At 69.2% G+C, this 19,092-nt stretch carries 16 protein-coding genes and 2 pseudogenes; 8 read left to right on the top strand and 10 right to left on the bottom strand.

The annotated features are described in order from the left end of the window. Positions 1–264: 264 nt before the first annotated feature. Positions 265–1,188, bottom strand: coding sequence for an NADP-dependent oxidoreductase (locus ACFW47_RS31825; RefSeq protein ID WP_386307861.1), 924 nt, complete (start codon positions 1,186–1,188; stop codon positions 265–267). Positions 1,189–1,300: 112 nt separating this feature from the next. After that, entirely contained in the window at positions 1,301–1,690 is a 390-nt protein-coding gene (locus ACFW47_RS31820) for a MerR family transcriptional regulator (RefSeq protein WP_386307859.1), read from the bottom strand. A gap of 592 nt (positions 1,691–2,282) precedes the next feature. Between ACFW47_RS31820 and ACFW47_RS31815 the strand changes: the two genes are divergently transcribed. The 5 genes from ACFW47_RS31815 (at position 2,283) to ACFW47_RS31795 (ending at position 10,089) form a co-directional block, all read left to right on the top strand. Further along, entirely contained in the window at positions 2,283–2,621 is a 339-nt protein-coding gene (locus ACFW47_RS31815; RefSeq protein WP_386307858.1) for a hypothetical protein, read from the top strand. An 87-nt stretch (positions 2,622–2,708) separates the two neighbouring features. Further along, a complete protein-coding gene (locus ACFW47_RS31810) occupies positions 2,709–5,480 on the top strand; it encodes an AAA family ATPase (RefSeq protein ID WP_386307856.1) in 2,772 nt (923 codons plus the stop codon). A 754-nt stretch (positions 5,481–6,234) separates the two neighbouring features. Further along, on the top strand, positions 6,235–7,149 hold the full coding sequence (locus ACFW47_RS31805) for an MBL fold metallo-hydrolase (protein WP_386307855.1): 915 nt from the start codon (positions 6,235–6,237) through the stop codon (positions 7,147–7,149). A 35-nt stretch (positions 7,150–7,184) separates the two neighbouring features. Next, positions 7,185–8,675, top strand: coding sequence for a carboxylesterase/lipase family protein (locus ACFW47_RS31800; RefSeq protein ID WP_386307854.1), 1,491 nt, complete (start codon positions 7,185–7,187; stop codon positions 8,673–8,675). A 526-nt stretch (positions 8,676–9,201) separates the two neighbouring features. After that, on the top strand, positions 9,202–10,089 hold the full coding sequence (locus ACFW47_RS31795; RefSeq protein WP_386307853.1) for a septum formation family protein: 888 nt from the start codon (positions 9,202–9,204) through the stop codon (positions 10,087–10,089). A gap of 643 nt (positions 10,090–10,732) precedes the next feature. Here ACFW47_RS31795 and ACFW47_RS31790 read toward each other — a convergent pair. Next, positions 10,733–11,566: an alpha/beta fold hydrolase gene (locus tag ACFW47_RS31790; protein ID WP_386307852.1), complete on the bottom strand. Its 834-nt coding sequence runs from the start codon at positions 11,564–11,566 to the stop codon at positions 10,733–10,735. A gap of 73 nt (positions 11,567–11,639) precedes the next feature. Here ACFW47_RS31790 and ACFW47_RS31785 point away from each other — a divergent pair, with 73 nt between their 5' ends. Continuing rightward, positions 11,640–12,587, top strand: coding sequence for a LysR family transcriptional regulator (locus ACFW47_RS31785; RefSeq protein WP_386288788.1), 948 nt, complete (start codon positions 11,640–11,642; stop codon positions 12,585–12,587). 41 nt (positions 12,588–12,628) lie between these two features. Here ACFW47_RS31785 and ACFW47_RS31780 read toward each other — a convergent pair. From ACFW47_RS31780 to ACFW47_RS31760, 5 genes and pseudogenes are all read right to left on the bottom strand, one after another. Then, a pseudogene (locus tag ACFW47_RS31780) lies at positions 12,629–12,825 on the bottom strand (calcium-binding protein); the annotation flags it as partial. A 268-nt stretch (positions 12,826–13,093) separates the two neighbouring features. Continuing rightward, positions 13,094–14,248: an NAD(P)/FAD-dependent oxidoreductase gene (locus tag ACFW47_RS31775; protein WP_386288786.1), complete on the bottom strand. Its 1,155-nt coding sequence runs from the start codon at positions 14,246–14,248 to the stop codon at positions 13,094–13,096. Beyond that, on the bottom strand, positions 14,245–14,490 hold the full coding sequence (locus ACFW47_RS31770) for a helix-turn-helix domain-containing protein (RefSeq protein WP_386288784.1): 246 nt from the start codon (positions 14,488–14,490) through the stop codon (positions 14,245–14,247). Before ACFW47_RS31770 ends, ACFW47_RS31775 begins: the two co-directional genes overlap by 4 nt. Then, positions 14,490–14,981, bottom strand: a complete 492-nt coding sequence (locus ACFW47_RS31765) for a DUF2975 domain-containing protein (RefSeq protein ID WP_386288782.1) — start codon at positions 14,979–14,981, stop codon at positions 14,490–14,492. The genes ACFW47_RS31770 and ACFW47_RS31765 overlap by 1 nt, the downstream gene beginning before the upstream one ends. A 720-nt stretch (positions 14,982–15,701) precedes the next feature. Continuing rightward, complete coding sequence (locus tag ACFW47_RS31760; protein WP_386307851.1) at positions 15,702–15,911, bottom strand: transposase family protein; 210 nt, start codon at positions 15,909–15,911, stop codon at positions 15,702–15,704. A gap of 41 nt (positions 15,912–15,952) precedes the next feature. Between ACFW47_RS31760 and ACFW47_RS31755 the strand changes: the two genes are divergently transcribed. Together ACFW47_RS31755 and ACFW47_RS31750 are read left to right on the top strand one after the other, a co-directional pair. Then, on the top strand, positions 15,953–16,165 hold the full coding sequence (locus ACFW47_RS31755; protein ID WP_386288779.1) for a hypothetical protein: 213 nt from the start codon (positions 15,953–15,955) through the stop codon (positions 16,163–16,165). Between the two features lie 306 nt (positions 16,166–16,471). After that, the gene (locus ACFW47_RS31750; protein ID WP_386307849.1) at positions 16,472–17,104 is read left to right on the top strand and encodes a hypothetical protein; all 633 of its coding nucleotides are present in this window, start codon (positions 16,472–16,474) and stop codon (positions 17,102–17,104) included. A gap of 102 nt (positions 17,105–17,206) precedes the next feature. On the opposite strand, the pseudogene ACFW47_RS31745 reads toward ACFW47_RS31750, so the two are convergent. Then, positions 17,207–17,957: pseudogene (locus tag ACFW47_RS31745) on the bottom strand (transposase family protein). A gap of 112 nt (positions 17,958–18,069) precedes the next feature. Further along, positions 18,070–18,486, bottom strand: coding sequence for a hypothetical protein (locus ACFW47_RS31740; RefSeq protein ID WP_386307848.1), 417 nt, complete (start codon positions 18,484–18,486; stop codon positions 18,070–18,072). Positions 18,487–19,092: the final 606 nt, after the last annotated feature.

Raw genomic sequence — 19,092 nt, 5'->3', positions numbered from 1 at the left:
GCCGCTGCCGTCGTGGCGGAGAGTGTCGGGCACTGGTCCGCTTCCCCTGCTGCTGGGAGGTGACGGCCGCGGCGCCGCCGCTTGCTTCGGAATGGCGGCGCGCGCACATCAGCCACACGTTGGCCCAGTTGCCGACCTTTTCAAGTTGTTGTCGGGTGGCGGGTCAGCCCGTACAGGTGAACGTGCTCAGTCGATGATGTACTGACCAAGAGCTCTCGTCAGTCCGCAGTGGACGGTGGACAGTGCCGGACGGCCGGGCACTTCTCATGCCACCCTGATGACTACCTTGCCCGAGCTGTGACCGTTCTCGACGGCGGCGAGGGCGGCCGGGGCGTCGGAGAGCGGATGGACCGCGGTGATCACGGGTGCGAGGAGGCCGTCGAGGGCCAGCCGGGCCGACCGCTCCAGGTTCTCGCGGTCGACGCGACGCTCGACGAAACGCCCACCGAGATCAGGCACGGACATGTCACCCACAGCGATGACGTTGCGTGGATCCTGGGCCAGCGGAGCGACCGTTCGCAGCGAGCTGCCTCCGGCCAGGTCGACGATCCCGTCGAATCCGTCCGGAACCAGCTCGCGTGCCGCGGCGGTGACGTCCTCAGCGGTGTAGTCGATGAACCGCACCCCGACGGCCTCGGCGTGCTCGCGTTTGGCGGCACTCCCGGTGCCGATCACCCGCAGCTCGCGCCCGATGGCCAGCCGGGCGACGGCGAGGCCGACCCCGCCCCCGACTCCGTTGACCAGGACCGTGGCACCGGCCGGGAGGCTGAGCTGGTCAAGCACGTCCACCGCGGTCGTCCCGGCTACCGGCAGCGTTGCCGCCACGGTCGCGGACAGACCCTCCGGAATGCGCGCGGTGTTCGGCACGGACAGCACCGTCGTCTCGGCGTAGGTGCCGCCACCGGTGAGTGCGAAGCCGAAGACCGCGTCACCCACCTCGAGCCCGTTGGCGTCCTCCCCCAGGGCGAGAACGGTTCCGGCTGCCTCCATGCCCAGCACGCGGGGAAACGGACGCCCGCTGTCGAGCCCGTTCGCCAGACCCGAGCGCAGAAGGTGGTCGAGGGGATTGACGCCGGCGACGTCCACCTGGATCAGCACCTCGCCGCGACCCGGAACAGGGTCGGGACGATCGAAGAACTCCTGCACCTCGGGCCCGCCACACCTGCCGAAACCCCACGCCTGCCCCATCTTTCGCCGCCTCTCGTACAACCGACCCGGTGCTTCCGGGCGTTGTCGCCATCCTCACCTCTGACATTGATGTGAGGGGCAACCGGCTGAGATGCAGATCACAGCCTCAGGCCTACCGCGCCACCGGTTCCAGAGCCGTGGACAGCTCAGCCCGGTGTCGGCTGTTGGCCCTGATCAGCACGTCGAGTGCATCCCGAGTCTCGATCAGTTGGGCGATCTCGGCGTCGATCCGGTCACGCTCGCGCATCATCGCCGTGAACGTCTCCTCGGCGACGCCCAGGTCATCCGGGACATCCACACACGGCAGCACAGTCGCGATCACCCTGCTGGACATGCCCGCGTCGAACAGCTGTCGGATGAGTGACACGCGGTGGACCGCTGCATCGGAGTAGTGACGCTGCCCCGCGTCGGAGCGTGAGCTGGTCAGCAGGCCCTGATCTTCGTAGTACCGCAGTGAGCGCGGGCTCACGCCCGTGCGCTTGGACAACTCACCTATCCGCATCCCTGAGAGCCTACGCCCGGGTGCTCCAGGTTCAGACCGCCGTCGAGTCATGGACGCTCGCGGACACCCACGACCGCAGGGTCGTCCTCCCGGTCCCGACCAGGCACGTTCGTCTGTAAACGCTTGAGCACCCTTCTCGGTACGCCGACGCTCATGGCCAGCATTCCACCGACCGCTGGCGAGACTGGTGGCAGCCGGTTACGAGCCACCAGCCGGCGCCGCTTGGCATCGCGCTCATCAATCGACTCGGCCATGCAGGAACTGACTTCGGCCTCCAACGAACGGCGGCCAAGAAGCACCTCGGCGACCTGCTGGACGCCGCGCTCGCCCTTCTCGGCCGCGGCACACCCGCAGACGGATACTCCGCCGTGAAGGGCCGAGGCGGTGAAGCTGATCCCTTGGAGTGAACACCGTGGCGATGGGACTTGGTGGTCCAGGGAGGGATGTCCAGGCGGGACGCCGGTCTGCGTACCCGGAGGAGTTCCGGAGGGACGCGTCGCGTTGGATCGCGTGGGCGGCGGCAAGCGCACGTACGCGGCCGTGGCCGCGGAGCTCGGAATCCCCGGGGAGACACTGCGCACAATCGACGGGGTTGAGCCCGCTCTTGGGCCACCACTCCTCCCGCCGATGCGGCCCAGGCGGCAGACCCCCTCAACGCCCCGACGCACGGCTGGCCGACCGCGGCCACGACCACGACCACGACCACGACCACGACCACGACCACGACCACGACGAGTATCGCCGCCTGCTCCGGCGGCGCGGAATCCGTCCCGTGGTCGCGACGAGCGGCGAGCGGCACGGCACTGACTTGGACATCTTCCGCTTCGTGGTCGAGCGCACGATGTCCTGGCTCTACGGCTTCCGCCGCCTACGCATCCGCCGGCAACGACGCGACGACATCCACGAAGCATTCCTCGGACTCGTCGCCTGATCGCCCACCGCCACGTCCGACGTCTTTGTTAATGCCTCTTAGTATCGAAGCAATCTCACTCCTGGAGCATTCGTGAAAAATGGTGGAATGACGCAAGGGAACCAGGGCTCGACACGCGATCTCAAGCTGACCGTGGTGGGCCGGGAAACCGAGACCGCAGAAATCATGCGGCGCGTCGCCACTGACCGGTGTCACAGCGAGGTGTTGATCCTGACGGGCGAACCCGGTGCCGGCAAGAGCGTACTGCTCGACTTCGCGGCCGACCGCGCGCGGCGCGAGGGCAGCCGGGTCCTGCGAGCGGTCGGCAGCGAGTCCGAGGCGCACCTTGGGTTCGCGGGCCTTCATCAGATGCTCCGCTCGGTGCTCGGCGAGCTGGACAGCCTGCCTCCGCGGCAGCACTCCGCGCTCCGGGCGGCCCTGGGTCTGGGCGAATACACAGAGGCCCCTGATGGCATGCTCGTCGGTCTTGCGGTTCTCACCTTGGTGTCGGACCTGGCGGAGCCGGCGCCGCTGCTCGTGGTGATCGATGATGCCCAGTGGATCGACCGCGCGTCGTTGGACGTTCTCTCCTTCGTGGCCCGGCGCATGGACTGTGAACCTGTCACGCTGCTGGTGGGTGTGCGCGCCGCGGCCGTGCTGCCCGGGTTCGACAAGGGATACGAGCGTCTCGACATCGGTCCGTTGAGCGGTGAGGCAGCGAACCAGCTGCTCGACCAACAACCGACACCACCCGTTGGGCGAACTCGGGTGCGAATTCTGCAGGAGGCGGCCGGAAATCCGCTCGCCCTGATCGAACTGGCCCGCGCCGCCGCGACCCGGCAGCTCGATGGCGGCAACGTGGCGGGCCCGCTGCCCGTCACCGACCGATTGGAGCGGATCTTCGCACAGCACGCACAGTTCCTGCCGGAAGTAACTCGCCGACCCCTCCTACTGCTCGCGGCTGCTGATGCGACGGACGCACCGACTGCTTGCCAGGGACTTCCCCAGGCCGGCGACAAGACGTGGGCGCCTGCGGAGCGGGCCGGTCTCGTACGCCAAGACGGTTCCCGGATCTCCTTTCGCCACCCGCTCATCCGCTCGGCCGTCTACCATGCGGCGTCCTTCGAGGAACGCAGGCAAGCGCATCTCGCTCTCGCCGAGCTGCTGAGCGAGGAGCCTGACCGCCGCGCCTGGCACCTCGCCGCCGCGACCACACGTCCCGACGAGGACGTGTCGGCCGCCCTGCGACAGACGGCCGACCGGGCCCGCCGCCGGGGCGGCTATGCGGCCGCTGCCGCCGCTTTGGAGCGCGCCGCGGAGCTGAGCCCGAGCCGCGCGGACCAGGCACGGCTGCTGACCGAGGCCGCCGCCATGGCCGTCTTCACCGGTCAGCTCGGCTGGGTGGACCGCCTGGCCGCTGAGGTTCGGGGGCGCAGTGACAATCCGGCGTTGATCAGCAGGGCATCGCTGGCCACCGGACAGCTCATGACCCTGCGCCGGCACCATGCGGCGGCCTTCGCACTGCTGACGCGCATCGCCGAGGAGGCCGCGGACACCCCGTCGCCCCGCCTGCTGGAGGCGCTCGCCGCGGCGGCGGTGGTCCGCTACTACTCGGGCGAGGAGTCCCAGCAACAGCAAATCGAAATGCTGTTCGCAACTATGCCGGACGCCACCGTCAGGGGCGCCCTGCGCGCCTGGGTGCTGGCCGTCTCCGACCCCTACGGTGCGGGAGCCTCCCTCGTCCCGGCGCTGCCCGGACTGATTGCCGAGGCCAAGGACGACGCCGACAGTCTCACCGCGCTCGCCATCGTGGCGTGGATCTTGGACCAGACCGCCCTGGCTGCCAAAACCTTCGACGAGGCGTTCGACCGGTGGCAGGCCCGTGGCTCGCTGCCGGACGGTCTGGGATGTGCCGTCGGCTGGGCTTATCTGGAGCAGGGCCGCTGGGCTGAGGCCCGTTCGGTGGCCGCTGAGATCTCGGCGGTGGCGTCAGCGGCAGGGCTGGATCACGCCGAGGCGTGTGCGCATGTCCTCGACGCGACGGTGCTCGCGCTGCTCGGCGAGTCGGCCGACGCGCGGCGGGGTGCCGAGCGGGCGTTGGTCCTCGTCAACCCGCTGGAGAGCCGCTCCGTCGCGGTCTTCGCACGCCGAGCCCTGGGCCTGGCGGCAGTGGCCGAGAGCGACTACGACGCCGCGTACGCGCAGTTCCAGTCCGCCTTCACCGACGAGGGCGGTCCGGTCCACTACCACGTCTCCTATACCCTCCTGGCCGAACTCGCCTCGGCGGCCGCCCGCCGAGGCCGACGGGAGGACGCCGCCGAACTGCTGGAGCGATCGGCGCGACGCCTGGGTACGGGCATGTCGGCACGGGTCACCGCACTGCTCGACCGAGGCCGCGCCCTGCTCGCCGAGCCGGAGCACGCAGAACAGTACTTCCAGGCCGCGCTGGCGGATGACACAGGCGAGCAATGGCCGTTCGAGCGGGCACAGACTCGGCTGGACTACGGCGAATGGCTCAGAAGAGAACGTCGCATCGCCGAGGCCCGCCCGCTGCTGATCATGGCACTCGAAACCTTCCAACGACTCGGCGCGCGGCCCTGGATCGAGCGGGCGAAGGCAGAACTCCGAGCTGCCGGCATCAACGCCGGCGGCAGCGTAGCGCCCAGTGCCCTCACCGAACTAAGCCCTCAGCAGCAACAGATCGTTCAACTCGCCGCCCGCGGCCTGACGAACCGCGAGATCGGAGAGAATCTCTTTCTTTCGCCCCGCACGGTCGGCTCCCACCTTTACCGGGTCTTTCCCAAACTCGGCATCACCGCCCGGTCCCAGCTCCGCGATGTCATCGAAGGCACCCTGTCAGGCACCGGCACCCAGATCTGAGACGGCTGCGTCCCGCCGCTGCCACAGTGCCGGCCCGCACGTCGAGGACTGTCCCAAGGCGGGAGCCTTCTCACCTGGGAGCAGTACTCATGACTTGTCGATCGTCTGCGGGAGGGCACGCGAAGGGCGTACCTTGCCCGACGATCACGACGCGGAGCCTGAGCACCGACACCACGACGAGTCTGATACGCGCGGCCCGTTACCTCGGCCGGGCACTGACGTCCTTCCGCAAGGCATGTCTGCCGCTCACCCACCCGCATGGCTCGCTCCGTCCGCAGGCGGCGAGGTCTCCTGCTGCCCAGCCCGGAAACGGGCAGTCCCCTCCTGAGCGAGCTGGTGCCGGCCGGTGACGAACCGCAGCTGTTCCCGCTCGCCCAGAGCCGGATCGACGCACGGCTCCCCCGGTTCTGCGTCCCAATCAGCGCAGGGACGGCTCGGCCCAGGTGCAGTCACGTGACGCATACCGCGTCGCGCCCGGCTGGACGCACCATGGCTGAGCAGGGTCGTCCACGAGCGGACGCGTACCGGGCGGCCCGTTTCCACCGGCGAAGACCCCGCGGTCCGCTGCCCGCAACCAGCCTCGGCTGCGGGACCGCACCGAAGCAGAAGGCGCCGCGACCCGCGGTCACGGCACCACCTGTGCACGGCCCCGGCAGGGGCGCAGCGCCCCGTACCCGTCATGAGCAGGTGCTCATCCGTGTTCAGCCCCTGCCTGCGGCCTGAGCACGCGCGATCGATCGAACTGGAGAGAACCGTGGACACCATCACCCTGGGCGACGTCACCGTGACGCGAGTCCGGGAGTACTACGGCCCCGTCGGCATGACGCCCGAGGCGTTCGTCCCGGACAGCCCGGCCCAGGCCTGGGACACGCACCGTTCCTGGCTGGTTCCGGACTTCCTGGACGCCGGGACCCGTATCGTCAACACCGCGATCCAGACCTGGGTCCTGCGCAGCGAGGGCAGAACCATCCTGGTCGACACCGGCGTCGGCAACTACAAGGACCGGCCGTACGCGCCGGTGTGGAGCCGCCTGGACACCGACTTCCTGGGCAATCTCGCCCGCGCCGGGGTGCACCCCGAGGACGTCGACATCGTGATCAACACCCACCTGCACGTCGACCACGTCGGCTGGAACACCTACCTCGACGGCCGGACCTGGGTACCGACGTTCCCCAACGCCACCTACCTCATGGCGAAGGCCGACTTCGACTACTGGTACCCCGCCAACGAGATCAAGACCCTGCTCGGCCGCGGCAACCAGAACGTTTTCGAAGACAGCGTCGCCCCCGTGCACGAGGCCGGCCTCACCCGGCTGTGGGAGGACAGCCACCGCATCGACTCCAACCTGCGCCTCGATCTCGCACCCGGCCACACCCCCGGATCATCGGTGCTGCGGCTGGAGTCCGGCTCCGACCGCGCTCTGTTCGTCGGAGACCTGATGCACAGCCCGATCCAGATCCACGAGCCCGACGCCAACAGCTGCTTCTGCGAGGACCCCGCAGAAGCACGCGCCACCCGCCACAGGCTCCTGGGCTCGGCGGCCGACAGCAACGCCCTCGTCTTCCCTGCGCACCTCGGCGGCCACGGCGCCGCCGAAGTCGTCCGTGCGGGCGGCAAGTTCGCCGTCAAGGGCTGGGCGCCCTTCTCCCCGTACACAGAGCAGGTCTGAGGCCCGCGGCAGGAAAGACGAGAAGGACACACGAGATGAACCAGCACCCCGACCCCGTCGTGACCATCGCGCAGGGCACCGTTCGCGGCCTGCGCCGGGGCCGCACCCTCACCTTCCAGAACATTCCGTACGCCGCCCCGCCCCGCGGCGCCGACCGGTTCGCCCCGCCGCGCCCGCACGAACCGTGGCAGGGCGTACGGGACGCCACCGTGCCGGGACCCACCGCCCCGCAGGCCGAACGCAGGCTCGGCGACATCGACATGACCCCCTACTTCGGCACCGGCTGGAGCCGTGGCGAGGACTACCTCACCGTCAACGTCTTCACGCCCGCCACCGGGGCCGGCGGCCTGCCGGTCATGGTCTTCGTCCACGGCGGCGGCTTCGTCGCCGGATCGACGCGGGCCACCCTTTACGACGGCTCCGCCTTCGCCCGCGACGGCGTCGTCCTCGTCACCCTCAACTACCGGCTCGGCATCGCCGGGTTCCTCGACCTCCCCGGGGCGTCCGCCAACCGCGGCCTGCTCGACGTCGTCGCCGCACTGCGCTGGGTGCGGGAGAACGTCGCCGCCTTCGGCGGCGACCCGCACAACGTCACCCTCTTCGGCCAGTCGGCCGGGGCGACCGTCGTCGGCGGCGTCCTCGCCACCCCCGAGGCAGCCGGGCTGTTACGCCGCGCGATCGTGCAGAGCGGCAGCGGCCTGGGCGCGTTCACGCCCGAGCAGGCCGCCCGCGTCACCAGCGCCGCGGGCGCTGCCCTGGGCATCGAGCCCTTGGTCGACGCCTTCGCCGGAATCCCCGACGAGCGGCTCGTCGAGGCGGCCGGCCATCTCGCGGGCATCGATCTGCGGACCGGGACCCACGGCGATCCGCTGATCGGCCTCAGCCCCTTCAGTCTGGTCCTGGACACCCAGCCCGCCGTATCGGTCGCCGCCGGCATCGGCGCCCACGTCGACCTGCTCCTCGGCACCAACACCGAGGAGGGGAACCTCTATCTGGTCCCGGTGGGCAAGTACGCCGCCTCGACCGCCGCCGACGTCGACGAGACCGCCGCACGCTCGCACCCGGACCCCGGGCGGCTCGTCGAGACCTACCGCGGCTCACGCCCCGGGGCGTCCCTCGCTGAACTGCGCTCCGCCATCATGGCCGACGCCCTGTTCGGAGTGGGCAGCCGCGCTCTGGCCGATGCCCATGCCGCCCATCCGCGGTCCGCAACCTACGCCTACGAGTTCGCCTGGCGCTCGCACGCCCTGGGCGGAGAACTCGGCGCCACCCACGGGGTCGAACTGCCCTTCGTCTTCGACCTCGCCGACCGGGCCGAACTCATCGGCCCCAACGCCCTGCTCGGCCCCGACCAGGCCCCCGCCGCCCTCGCCACCCGCGTCCACAGGACCTGGGTCCGGTTCGCCCGGACCGGCGACCCCGGCTGGGATCCGTACGACACCGGCCGCCGCGCCACCATGCGCATCGACACGGAGTGGACCCAGGTCGACGACCCCCGCGGCCAGGAACGACAGGCCTGGACCTGAACCCCCGACCAGCTGCCCGCGTCCTTCAAGGACACACCATGACCAGAACCGTCCCCGCCCCGCACCTTCGCCGAGTTCGTCCAGGACCACGCATTCCAGTGGGTGAACGTCGGGACACAGTGAGACCGTCAGACCGTCCTTACGGGCCAGAGGCGGAGCTGAGGGTCCTCCGCGTCCCATCCCCGGAAGCCGTCGCCGCGGTACGCGAGGGTCGGCTCCGCTGCCTCCCGTGCCCTGCACGCACCATGACCGCCCCCTGCTGAGTCCTGCCCACCGGACGCGCACTCGGCGCGAGTGCAAGGCGGACGTACCGCTCGCCCACATGTGCCCGGCCGGCGGTTCCGGTTGCCGGCGGTACCGGTTGCCGCCGACTCCGTGCCGGTACAACCCTCACGGCCCGTTGCGAGTCTGAGAAGCCGCGATGAGGTGAGGGCCTGCCCTCGAGCCACCGGTCCACGACCCGGCACAGAGATGGCATACGATCCGCATGCCCCTCATAAAGATCCAGTAAGAGGATGTACACGTCATGACTGCCCGTGCCCCCTATCGTTCCCTTCGCGGTATACCCGCCGTTGCCGCCCTGCTCGCGATCGGCGCGGTGGGGTGCTCGGACGTCACCGACGCCGTCGACAGCGCCAAGGACGGCGCGAAGAAGGTGGCCCGCCAGCGCTCGGTGTTCTCGCTGGACACCGGCGACTGCTACAACCCGTCCGGCAAGGCCGAGGGGACGGCGTACACCGTCGAGATCGTGCCCTGCGACGAGGCGCACCAAGGCCAGGTCGTCGGCGAGTTCTCGATCGACGAGGGCAAGGAGTACCCCGGCGACGACGGGGTCTCGGCGATCGCGGACACCCGCTGCCCGGTAGAGGCGCAGAAGTACGCCCCGGACACCTGGGCGCTCCCCGAGGGCGCCGAGCTCTTCTACTACACCCCGACCGCGGAGAGCTGGGCAACGGGCGACCGCTTGGTGAGCTGCGCCTACACCGCCGAGAAGGGCGCGCTGAGCGGCACGCTGGACACCGCGAAGTCCCTCAAGCCCGAGCAGCTCACGTACCTCAAGGGGTCGAACGCGGTCTACGAGGCCCTGTGGGCGAACCAGTCCGAGAAGGACACCGTCGAGGCCGACCTGCCCGGTTACAAGGCGCAGGCCAAGGCCGTCGCGGCCGCTCTCCAGGCCCACGTCGAGGGCCTGAACGGCATCGACGGCGCCGAGGTCGGCACGCTCCGTTCGACGCTGGAGAAGGCGGCCGGCGACTGGGAGAAGGCTGCGGACGCCGCCGACGCCGACGCGTTCTACGCCGCCTACGACCCGGCGTTCACCGGCATCGACCCGAACAAGTCGGTCGCCGCCCGCAAGGAGCTGGGCCTGGCCACCACCGTCCCGGCCGACGAGGCCGAGGTCTGGGCGGGCTGACACACCTGAGGGGCGGGCACCGGTCGGCCGGTGCCCGCCCCCTCCTGACGGGGGCGGGACGGGGCCGGGGCCGGCTCTCGTGGAGATCCTCCTTCAGGGCGTCGACGCCTGCCTCGCGCAGCCTGTCGGTGTACTGCCCACCCTCGTCGCACGGGCACCGCGTCGCGACGGTTGTACACGCACGACCATCGAGCGGGGTGCAGGCCGGGAGGGCGTGCCGTGGGCGACCCGGTGGCCGCCCGTACGGCACCCGCACCCGGCCGTGCCGGCCTGCGAGAGGTGACCGGTGCGCGAGAGGCGGTGTACCGCGTTCCGGGTGAGCAGGTCACCGCGACCGTGGACGTCGGTCCTTGGATGAAACAGAAAATCTCTGCCGTACTGGCGCACCGCTCCGAGGTGGAGCGGGTAGCCCCGCCGGGGTGATCGCCGGGTTTCCGCCGGATGCAAGGGAGCCGCTGCTCGCCATGGAATGGTTCGTCCGCCACGACTTCACCGCCGCCGCAGCGCCCCGGACGGAACTCACCGCCCGACCGGGCGGTACAGCCAGGCAACACCCGGCGCAGACGATGCGCGAACTCGTCGGGGCTTCCTCCTGCGTCCGGGCTCGGAGCGGAATCCGTCGTGGCCACTCGGGAAGAGCGGGTCAGGAACGCCGCGTCAGGAAGGGCACCACAGCGTCCAGGAACTCCGTGTGCGCTTCGACGTTCGCCATGTGCACTGTGGGCAGGAGGATGAACCGCGCGCCGGGGACTGTGGCGGCGAGTTCCTTTCCGTGGCCGGCGGACGTGACGGTGTCGTGCTCCCCGGCGATGACCAGCGTCGGGCTCGCGATGAGCGTGGCCGTGCGGCGCAGGTCGTAGTCGCGCACTGCGGCCCAGCTCCCGGCCACACCCTCGCGCCGCGTCGCGAGCAGGGTGCGGCGAAAGCCTTCGACGACCTCGTCGTCGCCTCGCAGCATGTGGGCCGGGAACCAATTGCGCAGGAACCTCTCCGCGGTGACCTGCATGTCGGGGGCTTCGAGCAGTTCGGCGATCGGTCGGTCCCACTGATTCGCCGGGCCGAGGTTCGCGGCGGTGTTGGAGAGGACCAGCCGGCCGACCCGCTCCGGAACGTGGATCGCCAGCCACTGCGCGACGATTCCGCCCAGGGACAAGCCGAGCACGTGCACCCGCCGCAGGCGCAGGGCGTCCAGCAGCTCCACCACGTCACGCCCCAGCCGGTCCAGGGAATACGGGCCTGTCGGGACGTCGGATGCGCCGTGACCGCGTGCGTCGTAACGCAGCAGCCGGAAGTGCTCGGTGAGAGCCGGCACCTGACCGTCCCACATGTGGAGGTCGGTGCCGATGGAGTTGGAGAGCAGCAGCACCGGCTTGTCCTCGTCGCCGTCGAAGCGGTAGGCGATGCGAACGCCGTCGCCGGTGGTGACGGCGGTACGGGTCTGGGAGGTCATTGTCAGCTCCAGTGATCCAGCGGCCATGCACTCACCCTAGGAACACCGCCTGCAGAGTTCTATTACAAAGACTGGAAGGACTTTGTAGGCTGCTTGGACAATGTCGGACTTCACGCTCCACGAATTGCAGTGCTTCGACGCCGTCGTGCTCGGCGGCGGCTTCCAGGCCGCCGCCGAACGCCTGCACCGCTCGCACCCCTCCGTGTTCGCAGCGGTCGCCAAGCTGGAGCGTCAGCTGGGCCTGGCCCTCCTGGATCGCTCGGGCTATCGGGTCCAGCTCACCGAGACGGGGCGCGCCTTCCACCGCAAGGTCCGGTTCCTGCTGCACGAGGCTGAGGAACTGGAAACCTACGCCGCGCAGTTGGCGATGGGTGAAGAGGCCGAACTGCGTGTGGCGCTCGGGGACCTGTGCCCGCTTCCACCGGTGTTGGAGTTGCTCAGCCGATTCTTCGCGCGACACCCGCAGACGCGACTGCACCTGCAGTTCGAGACGGTCACCGGCCCCTGGGAGCGACTGCTGCAGGACGAGGCCGACCTCATCGTGCACCGCGTCCCCAAGAGCGACGTGCGGATGGAGTGGATCGATCTCGGCCGCGTCGCGCTGGTCCCCGTCGTTGCGCCCGGTTTCCTGCCCTTTCCTCCGGACACCGACATCACACCGCAGCGGATGCAGACCTTCACCCAGTGCGTGGTCCGGGACTCGGCGCGGCACCCGTCCGAGCAGGGCCATTTCCTCGTCGAAGGCGCACCCCGTAGCTCCGTCCCGGACCACCTCATGAAGAAGGAACTGATCCTGCACGGCATGGCGTGGGGACACGTGCCGCGGTTCATGATCGAAGCGGAGTTGCGGAACGGAAGCCTGCTCTCCATCGCCGGGCGGCACTTTCCCGGTGTGGTCGAGGAACTCTCGGCAGCTCGCCGGCGCGACCGGCCGCACGGGCCGGTCGCCGACCAGCTGTGGGACTTCCTGGCCCGCCACGCACCGCTCCTGCCGCCGACGCTGGGCCGGGTGCCCGAGGCGACCGAAGCACCGGAACATTACAGCTGACGCCAGCCGTCAGCGTGTACGACGATCCCGCGGACGGCGGGTCAGGCGTCGGCGAGGAGAGAATCACAAGGGCTGCTCGTGCGGCGTCCCGCCGACATGAACGCCAGGAAGTCGCCCCCGAGGGCGCTCCGCCCGTGGGCGCATCGGTGGTGGTCAGGTCGCGGTGGAAGGCAGTGCGGAAGAGGGCCCGGTACTCGTCCGCATCGGTGGTTCCGCTGCCGTCCTCGTCGGTGGCCTCGACGGACTGACGGAGGGATGGAACAGGGGGCAATGTCGCTCTCAACTTCGCTTCGCCGCTCGCGAAGGGCCAGCCCTGGTCACCCGTCACGAGGCCGGCCCCGCACCTACCCCTGGTACCGCGTCAGGGTCTAGAGGTCCTCGGTCTCCTCCCGAACATGCTGAGATGCTGGACCGGCAACTGCACCGCCTGCGGCCGACCACTACCCAACCTGCGAGGCTGTGAAGGCGGCTCTGGCCCATGCGCGACGTGGGTATCGGTCTCGTGATCAACGGGCAGGGGTGGGGAAGGACTTGTCGCCGAAGAGGACCCGGCTCGCCGCGGCCCGGCCGACCGGCGTGCGGAGCAGGGTGAAAGCCGCTTGGGCCACGGTCGGTGTCCGCACCTGGGCCAGTCCTCTGCGCAGGGTCAGCCGGCCTCGGAAAGCGGCGCGCAGAGCGGCTCCGTCGTAGGCGGACAGGGCATCCGGCCGCCTGGTGCGGAGCGCGTGGTCCAGGACTTCGGCTGCGAACTCGGACAGTCGCAGACACGGATCCAGGCCACCGGCGGTGAGGGGGGAGACCGCGCCGGCCGCGTCCCCCACCAGGAGGCCGTCAGGGCAGCCGATCCGGCGCAGCACGCCCCCGACGGGAATCGGGCCGCCGCGCCGCTCCACCGCTTCCGGACGGTCCTCGGCGGCCAGCCCGGGCGCTGACGCGCTGAACCGCTGCAGTGCTCGGCGGAGTCCGCCCGGGAAGCGGTCCGCATAGCCGGCGACCCCGACATGCGCGTGCTGCCCGTCGTTGACCACCCAAGCCAGGTAGCCGGGAGCGAGCGTGGGGTCGAGCACGCAGTGGAAGGTGGGTGGCTCGTCGTGTCCGGCAAGCTCGAAGACCTCCTCGGCTCCGACCAGCAGGTGCTGGTTGCGGTCAAGGGCCAGGTCGCGCGCGACGCTGGAGCGGGCTCCGTCGGCACCGACGACGAACCGCGCTCGGACGGACGTCGGCCCGTCACGACCGAGCAGGTGGAACGTGTCGCCCTGGCGTCCGGCGTAGCGCGTGCCCAGGACGATCCGCACGCCGGCAGTCGTCGCGGTGGCCGCCGTCGCCGTGTAAAGAGGTGCCATGTCTCCTACGCGGTATTCGTCGCGGCCGCTGACCAGGGTGACCGGGCGGCGCAGGTCGGGCGGGTAGAGGACGACCCGTCGGATCGGCGGGCCGAGGTGTTCGGGAGGCAACGGGAAGTCGTCGAGCGTCTTCCGCACGAAGATTCCCGTGGTGCGGACCGCGGCCGCGAGGCTGTTTCGCCGGTCGATCAGGAGGACGTCGTGGCCCTGCCGTGCGAGGAGAGTGGCGGTGTGGAGGCCGGCCAGCCCGGCGCCGACGACGAGGACGTCGGTACAGGCCATGGGCCCGAGGCAGTTGGTGTCGGTCGGCGTCATCACAGGAGACGCCCTGCGGCTGTGGCCTCGACCGTCAGGCTTTCGGCCTCCCAGCGCAGCAGGTCTCCGGGCTGGCAGTCCAGGGCCTCGCAGAGCGCGGCCAGCGTGGTGAACCGGACCGCCTTGGCACGGCCGTTCTTGAGGACCGCCAGGTTGGCGGGGGTGATGCCGACGCGTTCGGCGAGTTCACCGACGGACATCTTGCGCCTGGCCAGCAACACGTCGATGTCGACGACGATCGGCATCAGATCACCCCCGCCAGCTCGGCCTGCATCCGGGTCGCCTCGACCTCGCGGGCGACCGCCTGGGCGAGCAGCATCCGCAGCACCAGCACGATCAGGGCGACCGCGAAGACCGCCAAGGAAACGCCGCCGAGCAACAGGACGACGCCCGGGGCCACGGCCTCGCCCGGCGCCAGAACGATGCCCAGCGCGAAGACCAGGAGCGCTGCGGCGGTGAAGGCGCCGATCACGATGTGCACGTACCGGAAGGCGCCGTCGGAGAACACGTTCCCGCGTCGCACCATGTTCACCAGCCGCCATACGCAGACCAGGACGGTCTGGGCCGTGCCGATACCCAGGACCACGATCAGCAGGATCGGAACGCGCCGGTCCGCGAGCGCACCGCCCTCCATGTCGTCGGCCAGCAGCGCGACCATCACGGTCTGCACGGACAGCGAACCGGCGAGCAGCACCACGAGCACGGTACGCAGCGCCAGCACGGTGATCTTTCCCATCAATACCCCTTCGATCGAAACGCAATGGGAATCTATCGAGATTCGATAGGAGAGGCAAGATGGCGGCCCCTCGTCCGGGCCGGACCCCGTGGCGGCCCAGGCCGCGGAACAGGAAGCACCGAAGAACGTTCATCCGTACCCGGCTGTGCACGTTCACGTGTACGCCGACATGTGCGACCCATGTGGCGCTACTTAAGGGACTGCAGGCCCCATGTGCCCGCGTCGGGACTGCGCCGGTGGAAGACGTTCGGCTGAACCGGGTCGCGGGTCGCGGTCGCGGGTCGCCAGCAGAATGTCTCCCTGATCGAGCACAACGGTCTGCTCGACTCGTGTGAGGGTGACGCCGGCTCTCGGTGTTCACCTCTACCGTGCCGACGTCAGGTCTGCGGTCTGCTGACGGGAGAGCAGGCCGACGACGGACCGTGTCACTCATGTGCTCGCGGCGGCCGAGGTGGTGGGCCAGGGCTCGCCAGTTCCTCAGGTGTGCGATGCCGTGCTCGACCCGGATACCGCGTGCGGAGTGCGCCCTGCACTGTCGCTCGTGCATCTCCTCGTACCAGTGCGGGGCGTTCTTCTTCAACTTGCGGTGCGGTGGTGTCACCACCCGTCCCCCGGTCTGCGCTCCCAGACCTGGTAGCCGGCATCGGCGAGAATCTCCACCGCGGGCCCGGCGGCCAGGAGCTCGACCAGCCATAACTGACGGGCGTGGGTGATGTCCGCTCAGCTTGCGGGCCGTCCTGGGCTGCACCACAGCACGCGGCCCTCACCGTCTGTGACCATCATGGACTTGACGGCGTTCTGCTTGTTCTTGCCGGAGATGAACTTGTCGCGGTCCTTGCGCCCGGCGGCGGGCCGACGGACCCGGGTTTCGGTGCCGTCGACGATGCCGGTCGTCCGGCTCGCGCCGAGGGGGTCGACGACGTCGACCAAATGATCGCAGCGCAGCAGGCCGGCACGTCGTGGGTCACCCCGTGCCGGAGATGGACGAGCGTGTCCAGCAGCCGGTCGACGAACACCAGCCGGTGCTTGGCACCGGCACCCACTGCCCGCTTCCGCAGTCGGGCGGCAAGCCGCGCCTGGTGACACTCCTCTCACGACGGGCCTGTCTCCTCAACGAGTTCAGCCATCAATCTCACAGTCAGACCCATGATCCGCCGATTACTGATGATCACCGCACGCGTTGAGGTCCTCACTACCTGACCATGATCGACCACCCAGGCTCGACGTCTCACCACCTGCCGTGCATGAGCTCGTTAGCTCCCGGACTCGTCGTTCGGTCCCGTGTGCCCGTCTTGATGGGGCCTCACTGGCGAGAGGGCCGACAGCGGGCGGGGGCACGGAACGACAGCTCGCCCCGCACCAGGGCCCGTGCGGGGCGGGTCAGTGAGCCTCTTCAGCGACGTCACCTGATCGTGGCGCTATAGGCGCATGAGCGGTTCGCAGCGGAAATCCCGTGACCTGCGAGGACGGGTCGTGGCACAGTCACCCGCATGTCCAACGACGTCGCCTACCCCGTCTTCCGTACTTCCGACCTCGGCCTAGCTCTCAGCACCGCGCGCCGTCTGATGGAGTTCGGCCGCCGCGAGGACTCTCGGGTCACCGTGTATGCCGAGCTCTGCTCTCTTGCCGAGGTGCAGCGGGTGGCGAGGGAGCTGCCCCAAGGGCAGTACGCGGGGGATTTTGACTATCGAGAGGTCGACGGAGTGCCACGGGAGCAGTGGCCCCCGCTGGTGGCCGGCCTCGCAGGGTCTGATCTGCCGACCGATCCGGCGGCGTACGATGGACGGCTGCCGGTGACGTGCGAGCTCGACTACCTGCCGATCGGAAGAATTGAGGACGCCTTCGCAGCGGCGATCGGCCCGAGCAGGGGCTGGATCAACTGGGAGTGGCTGTGCTGGCCTGATGCGCCTGAGCTGGACTTTTTTGGCGAGCGAAAGCATGCCGAGGTGTCGCTCCTGTTCAACACACGCACCCGCGAGCTCGATGAGCCTGCCGACGATCACACCGTCCTGCTTCACGTCCGTAGCGTCAGCATTGACGGCCGCCAGGTGAGGGAGCCGTACGCACACTGGCTTGCCGAGCAGGTGGGACTCACTGTCATAGGACCCGGAGAGCTGTGGTGAGTCCGAGCGCTGTGACTGACCGGACCAGCCAGCGGCAGCGCTCGGTCACGTTTCGCCCCTCCCCATGGCCTTCTCGATCTTCGCGTTGTTCATTGAGCTTCGTCAGCGGTGCCGCTCCAGAGTGAGGACGGCTTTGGCGATTGACGTCATGCGGTTCGGACTGCATCGGGCGTGACGGAAGATCCGCCAGCACTTCAGGCGGGCGACACCGCGTTCAACCGGAGCCCTGGTGCAAGACAGTGCCCGGTTGAGGGTTCTGGTCGGTCGGAGTGAGGTCGTGGTGCGGCCGACGCTTGATGCGCGTGGTGACCCAGGGTCCGCCGCCCTGGTAAGCCAGGTCGGCCAGGATCGGGACGCCCTGGCGCTCGCAGATCCGGATGATCCGGTGTGTGCGAGCGGCGGTCAGGTCGTGGCTGCGTCCTGGCAGGGCCGGCGAGAGCCACAGCAGTTGGCCGGACGGATCGGTCACGACCTGGACGTTCACCCCGTGGCGGCGGTGCTTGGCGGAGTAGTCGGCCCGGCCGTCGCCGACGCGGTCGCATTCGGCGAGAGTGCCGTCCAGCAGGACGAAGTCCGGACCGCTTTCCCGCAGCACCTTCAGCAGGCCGGGTGCCCGTTCGGCCAGCAGATCGATGACCGCGGTGGTGTAGGCGTGGGCGGTGGACTCGCTGATGCGGAATCCTGCGGCAATCTTGGCCAGGGTGGTGTGCTCGCGCAGGTACACCAGCGCCACCATCGCGCGCTGGGATGGGCGCAGCTTGCACCGCCGGTCGCCCTCACGGGTGACGATGAGCATCGTCACCCACTCTACGAGCGCATGCGGCAGGTCGAGGCTGGCAGGATAGATGACCAACAAGGCCCCAAGACAGATCGGTTGAGACGTCAGACATCTCAATCAACAGCCCGAGGGCCTCGCCTGTTACGCCTCGCAGCCGTCACCCGATCAGGGGCCAGCCCGAAGAAGCTCAGTGTTCCTGGTCCGACTCCTGGCCATTGGTCCGGGAGTTGAGGGATGGTGCGACGCGTCGGATATGCAAGGTGACTGTTCCCCACAGCCACAGCATGGCGAAGGGCAGCATGCCCACAGTGACTCCGACCGCGCTGCGTATGCGTGCATCAGCCTTTTCGGCGCAGTCGGCGGCAGTGGCAGGCAGAGGCCGCCATTCGTCTTGGGGGGTCTCGACGAAGGACGATTGACGGAACAGCGCAGGTGCCCCGCATGACAGGCCCTCAATGGTGCGCCGGCCCTCCAGTCCCTCGTGCGAGGCCGGGACAAAGGCCAGCCCCAGGGCCCACAGCAGACCGATTACCGCGAGACAGCCGGTCAAGCCCGTGGCCCGCTCGGCGAGCGTGCGTTGCTGCGGTATTCCCCCCATCGGCATCGCCGATCCACCCCCAGGTTCTCCAGTACGGTCGGTGCCCGGCACAAGTATCACACCGGACGGCCAGTTCTGACGTCCGTGGCGAGGTGTCGCCACCCGCTACGAGAAGACCGCGACCATCTCCCTGGCCGGACTCCACATCGCGGGCGTCTTCCTCTGGTCAGCGCGGTGATCCAAACGAAACTGCCTGTGTCAACGACACGGCCGATCAGGAAAACACGCCATCACAGCCCGCACATGACCAACCCTTACTAGGATTTGGGTGGGCCGGTGTCATGCTGTGGTGCTGAGCGGGCAGGGATCTCAAAGTGGCAAGTACGCAAGTGCCTGTGCGGCTGAGTCGGGTGGGTACCCGGTCCGGCGTCAAGTCGGCGCTCCCGATGGCCGGCGGGCTTGTTGACGAGGCGTCTGGTGCTGTTGAGCGGAAGTACTGCCGGGTGCGGTGATCTTCCGCTTCGACGTGTGCCGTCCCGCCGCGGCTTGGTGGCGTGACGGAACTGCGGAGACGATGAGGGGGAGCGGTGGAAGGAAGGTCCGACGCGCGCGTCGAACTATCAAGGCACGTGTTTGACGGCGTGGAAAGGCTGGGATGGGAGTACATTCACC

The sequence above is a fragment of the Streptomyces sp. NPDC058796 genome, assembly GCF_042745235.1.
In the GTDB taxonomy this organism is placed as follows: domain Bacteria; phylum Actinomycetota; class Actinomycetes; order Streptomycetales; family Streptomycetaceae; genus Streptomyces.
The sequence above is the reverse complement of the archived record's forward strand: the minus strand, read 5'-3'. Positions and strand labels throughout refer to the sequence as shown.

What these genes read in the sequence shown, in the direction of transcription:
- ACFW47_RS31795 (WP_386307853.1), top strand. Translation starts at nt 9,202, where the DNA reads ATGACTGCCCGTGCCCCCTATCGTTCCCTTCGCGGTATACCCGCCGTT.
- ACFW47_RS31790 (WP_386307852.1), bottom strand. Translation starts at nt 11,566, where the DNA reads ATGGCCGCTGGATCACTGGAGCTGACAATGACCTCCCAGACCCGTACC.
- ACFW47_RS31825 (WP_386307861.1), bottom strand. Translation starts at nt 1,188, where the DNA reads ATGGGGCAGGCGTGGGGTTTCGGCAGGTGTGGCGGGCCCGAGGTGCAG.
- ACFW47_RS31800 (WP_386307854.1), top strand. Translation starts at nt 7,185, where the DNA reads ATGAACCAGCACCCCGACCCCGTCGTGACCATCGCGCAGGGCACCGTT.
- ACFW47_RS31820 (WP_386307859.1), bottom strand. Translation starts at nt 1,690, where the DNA reads ATGCGGATAGGTGAGTTGTCCAAGCGCACGGGCGTGAGCCCGCGCTCA.
- ACFW47_RS31770 (WP_386288784.1), bottom strand. Translation starts at nt 14,490, where the DNA reads ATGCCGATCGTCGTCGACATCGACGTGTTGCTGGCCAGGCGCAAGATG.
- ACFW47_RS31740 (WP_386307848.1), bottom strand. Translation starts at nt 18,486, where the DNA reads ATGCCGATGGGGGGAATACCGCAGCAACGCACGCTCGCCGAGCGGGCC.
- ACFW47_RS31810 (WP_386307856.1), top strand. Translation starts at nt 2,709, where the DNA reads ATGACGCAAGGGAACCAGGGCTCGACACGCGATCTCAAGCTGACCGTG.
- ACFW47_RS31785 (WP_386288788.1), top strand. Translation starts at nt 11,640, where the DNA reads ATGTCGGACTTCACGCTCCACGAATTGCAGTGCTTCGACGCCGTCGTG.
- ACFW47_RS31765 (WP_386288782.1), bottom strand. Translation starts at nt 14,981, where the DNA reads ATGGGAAAGATCACCGTGCTGGCGCTGCGTACCGTGCTCGTGGTGCTG.
- ACFW47_RS31750 (WP_386307849.1), top strand. Translation starts at nt 16,472, where the DNA reads ATGTCCAACGACGTCGCCTACCCCGTCTTCCGTACTTCCGACCTCGGC.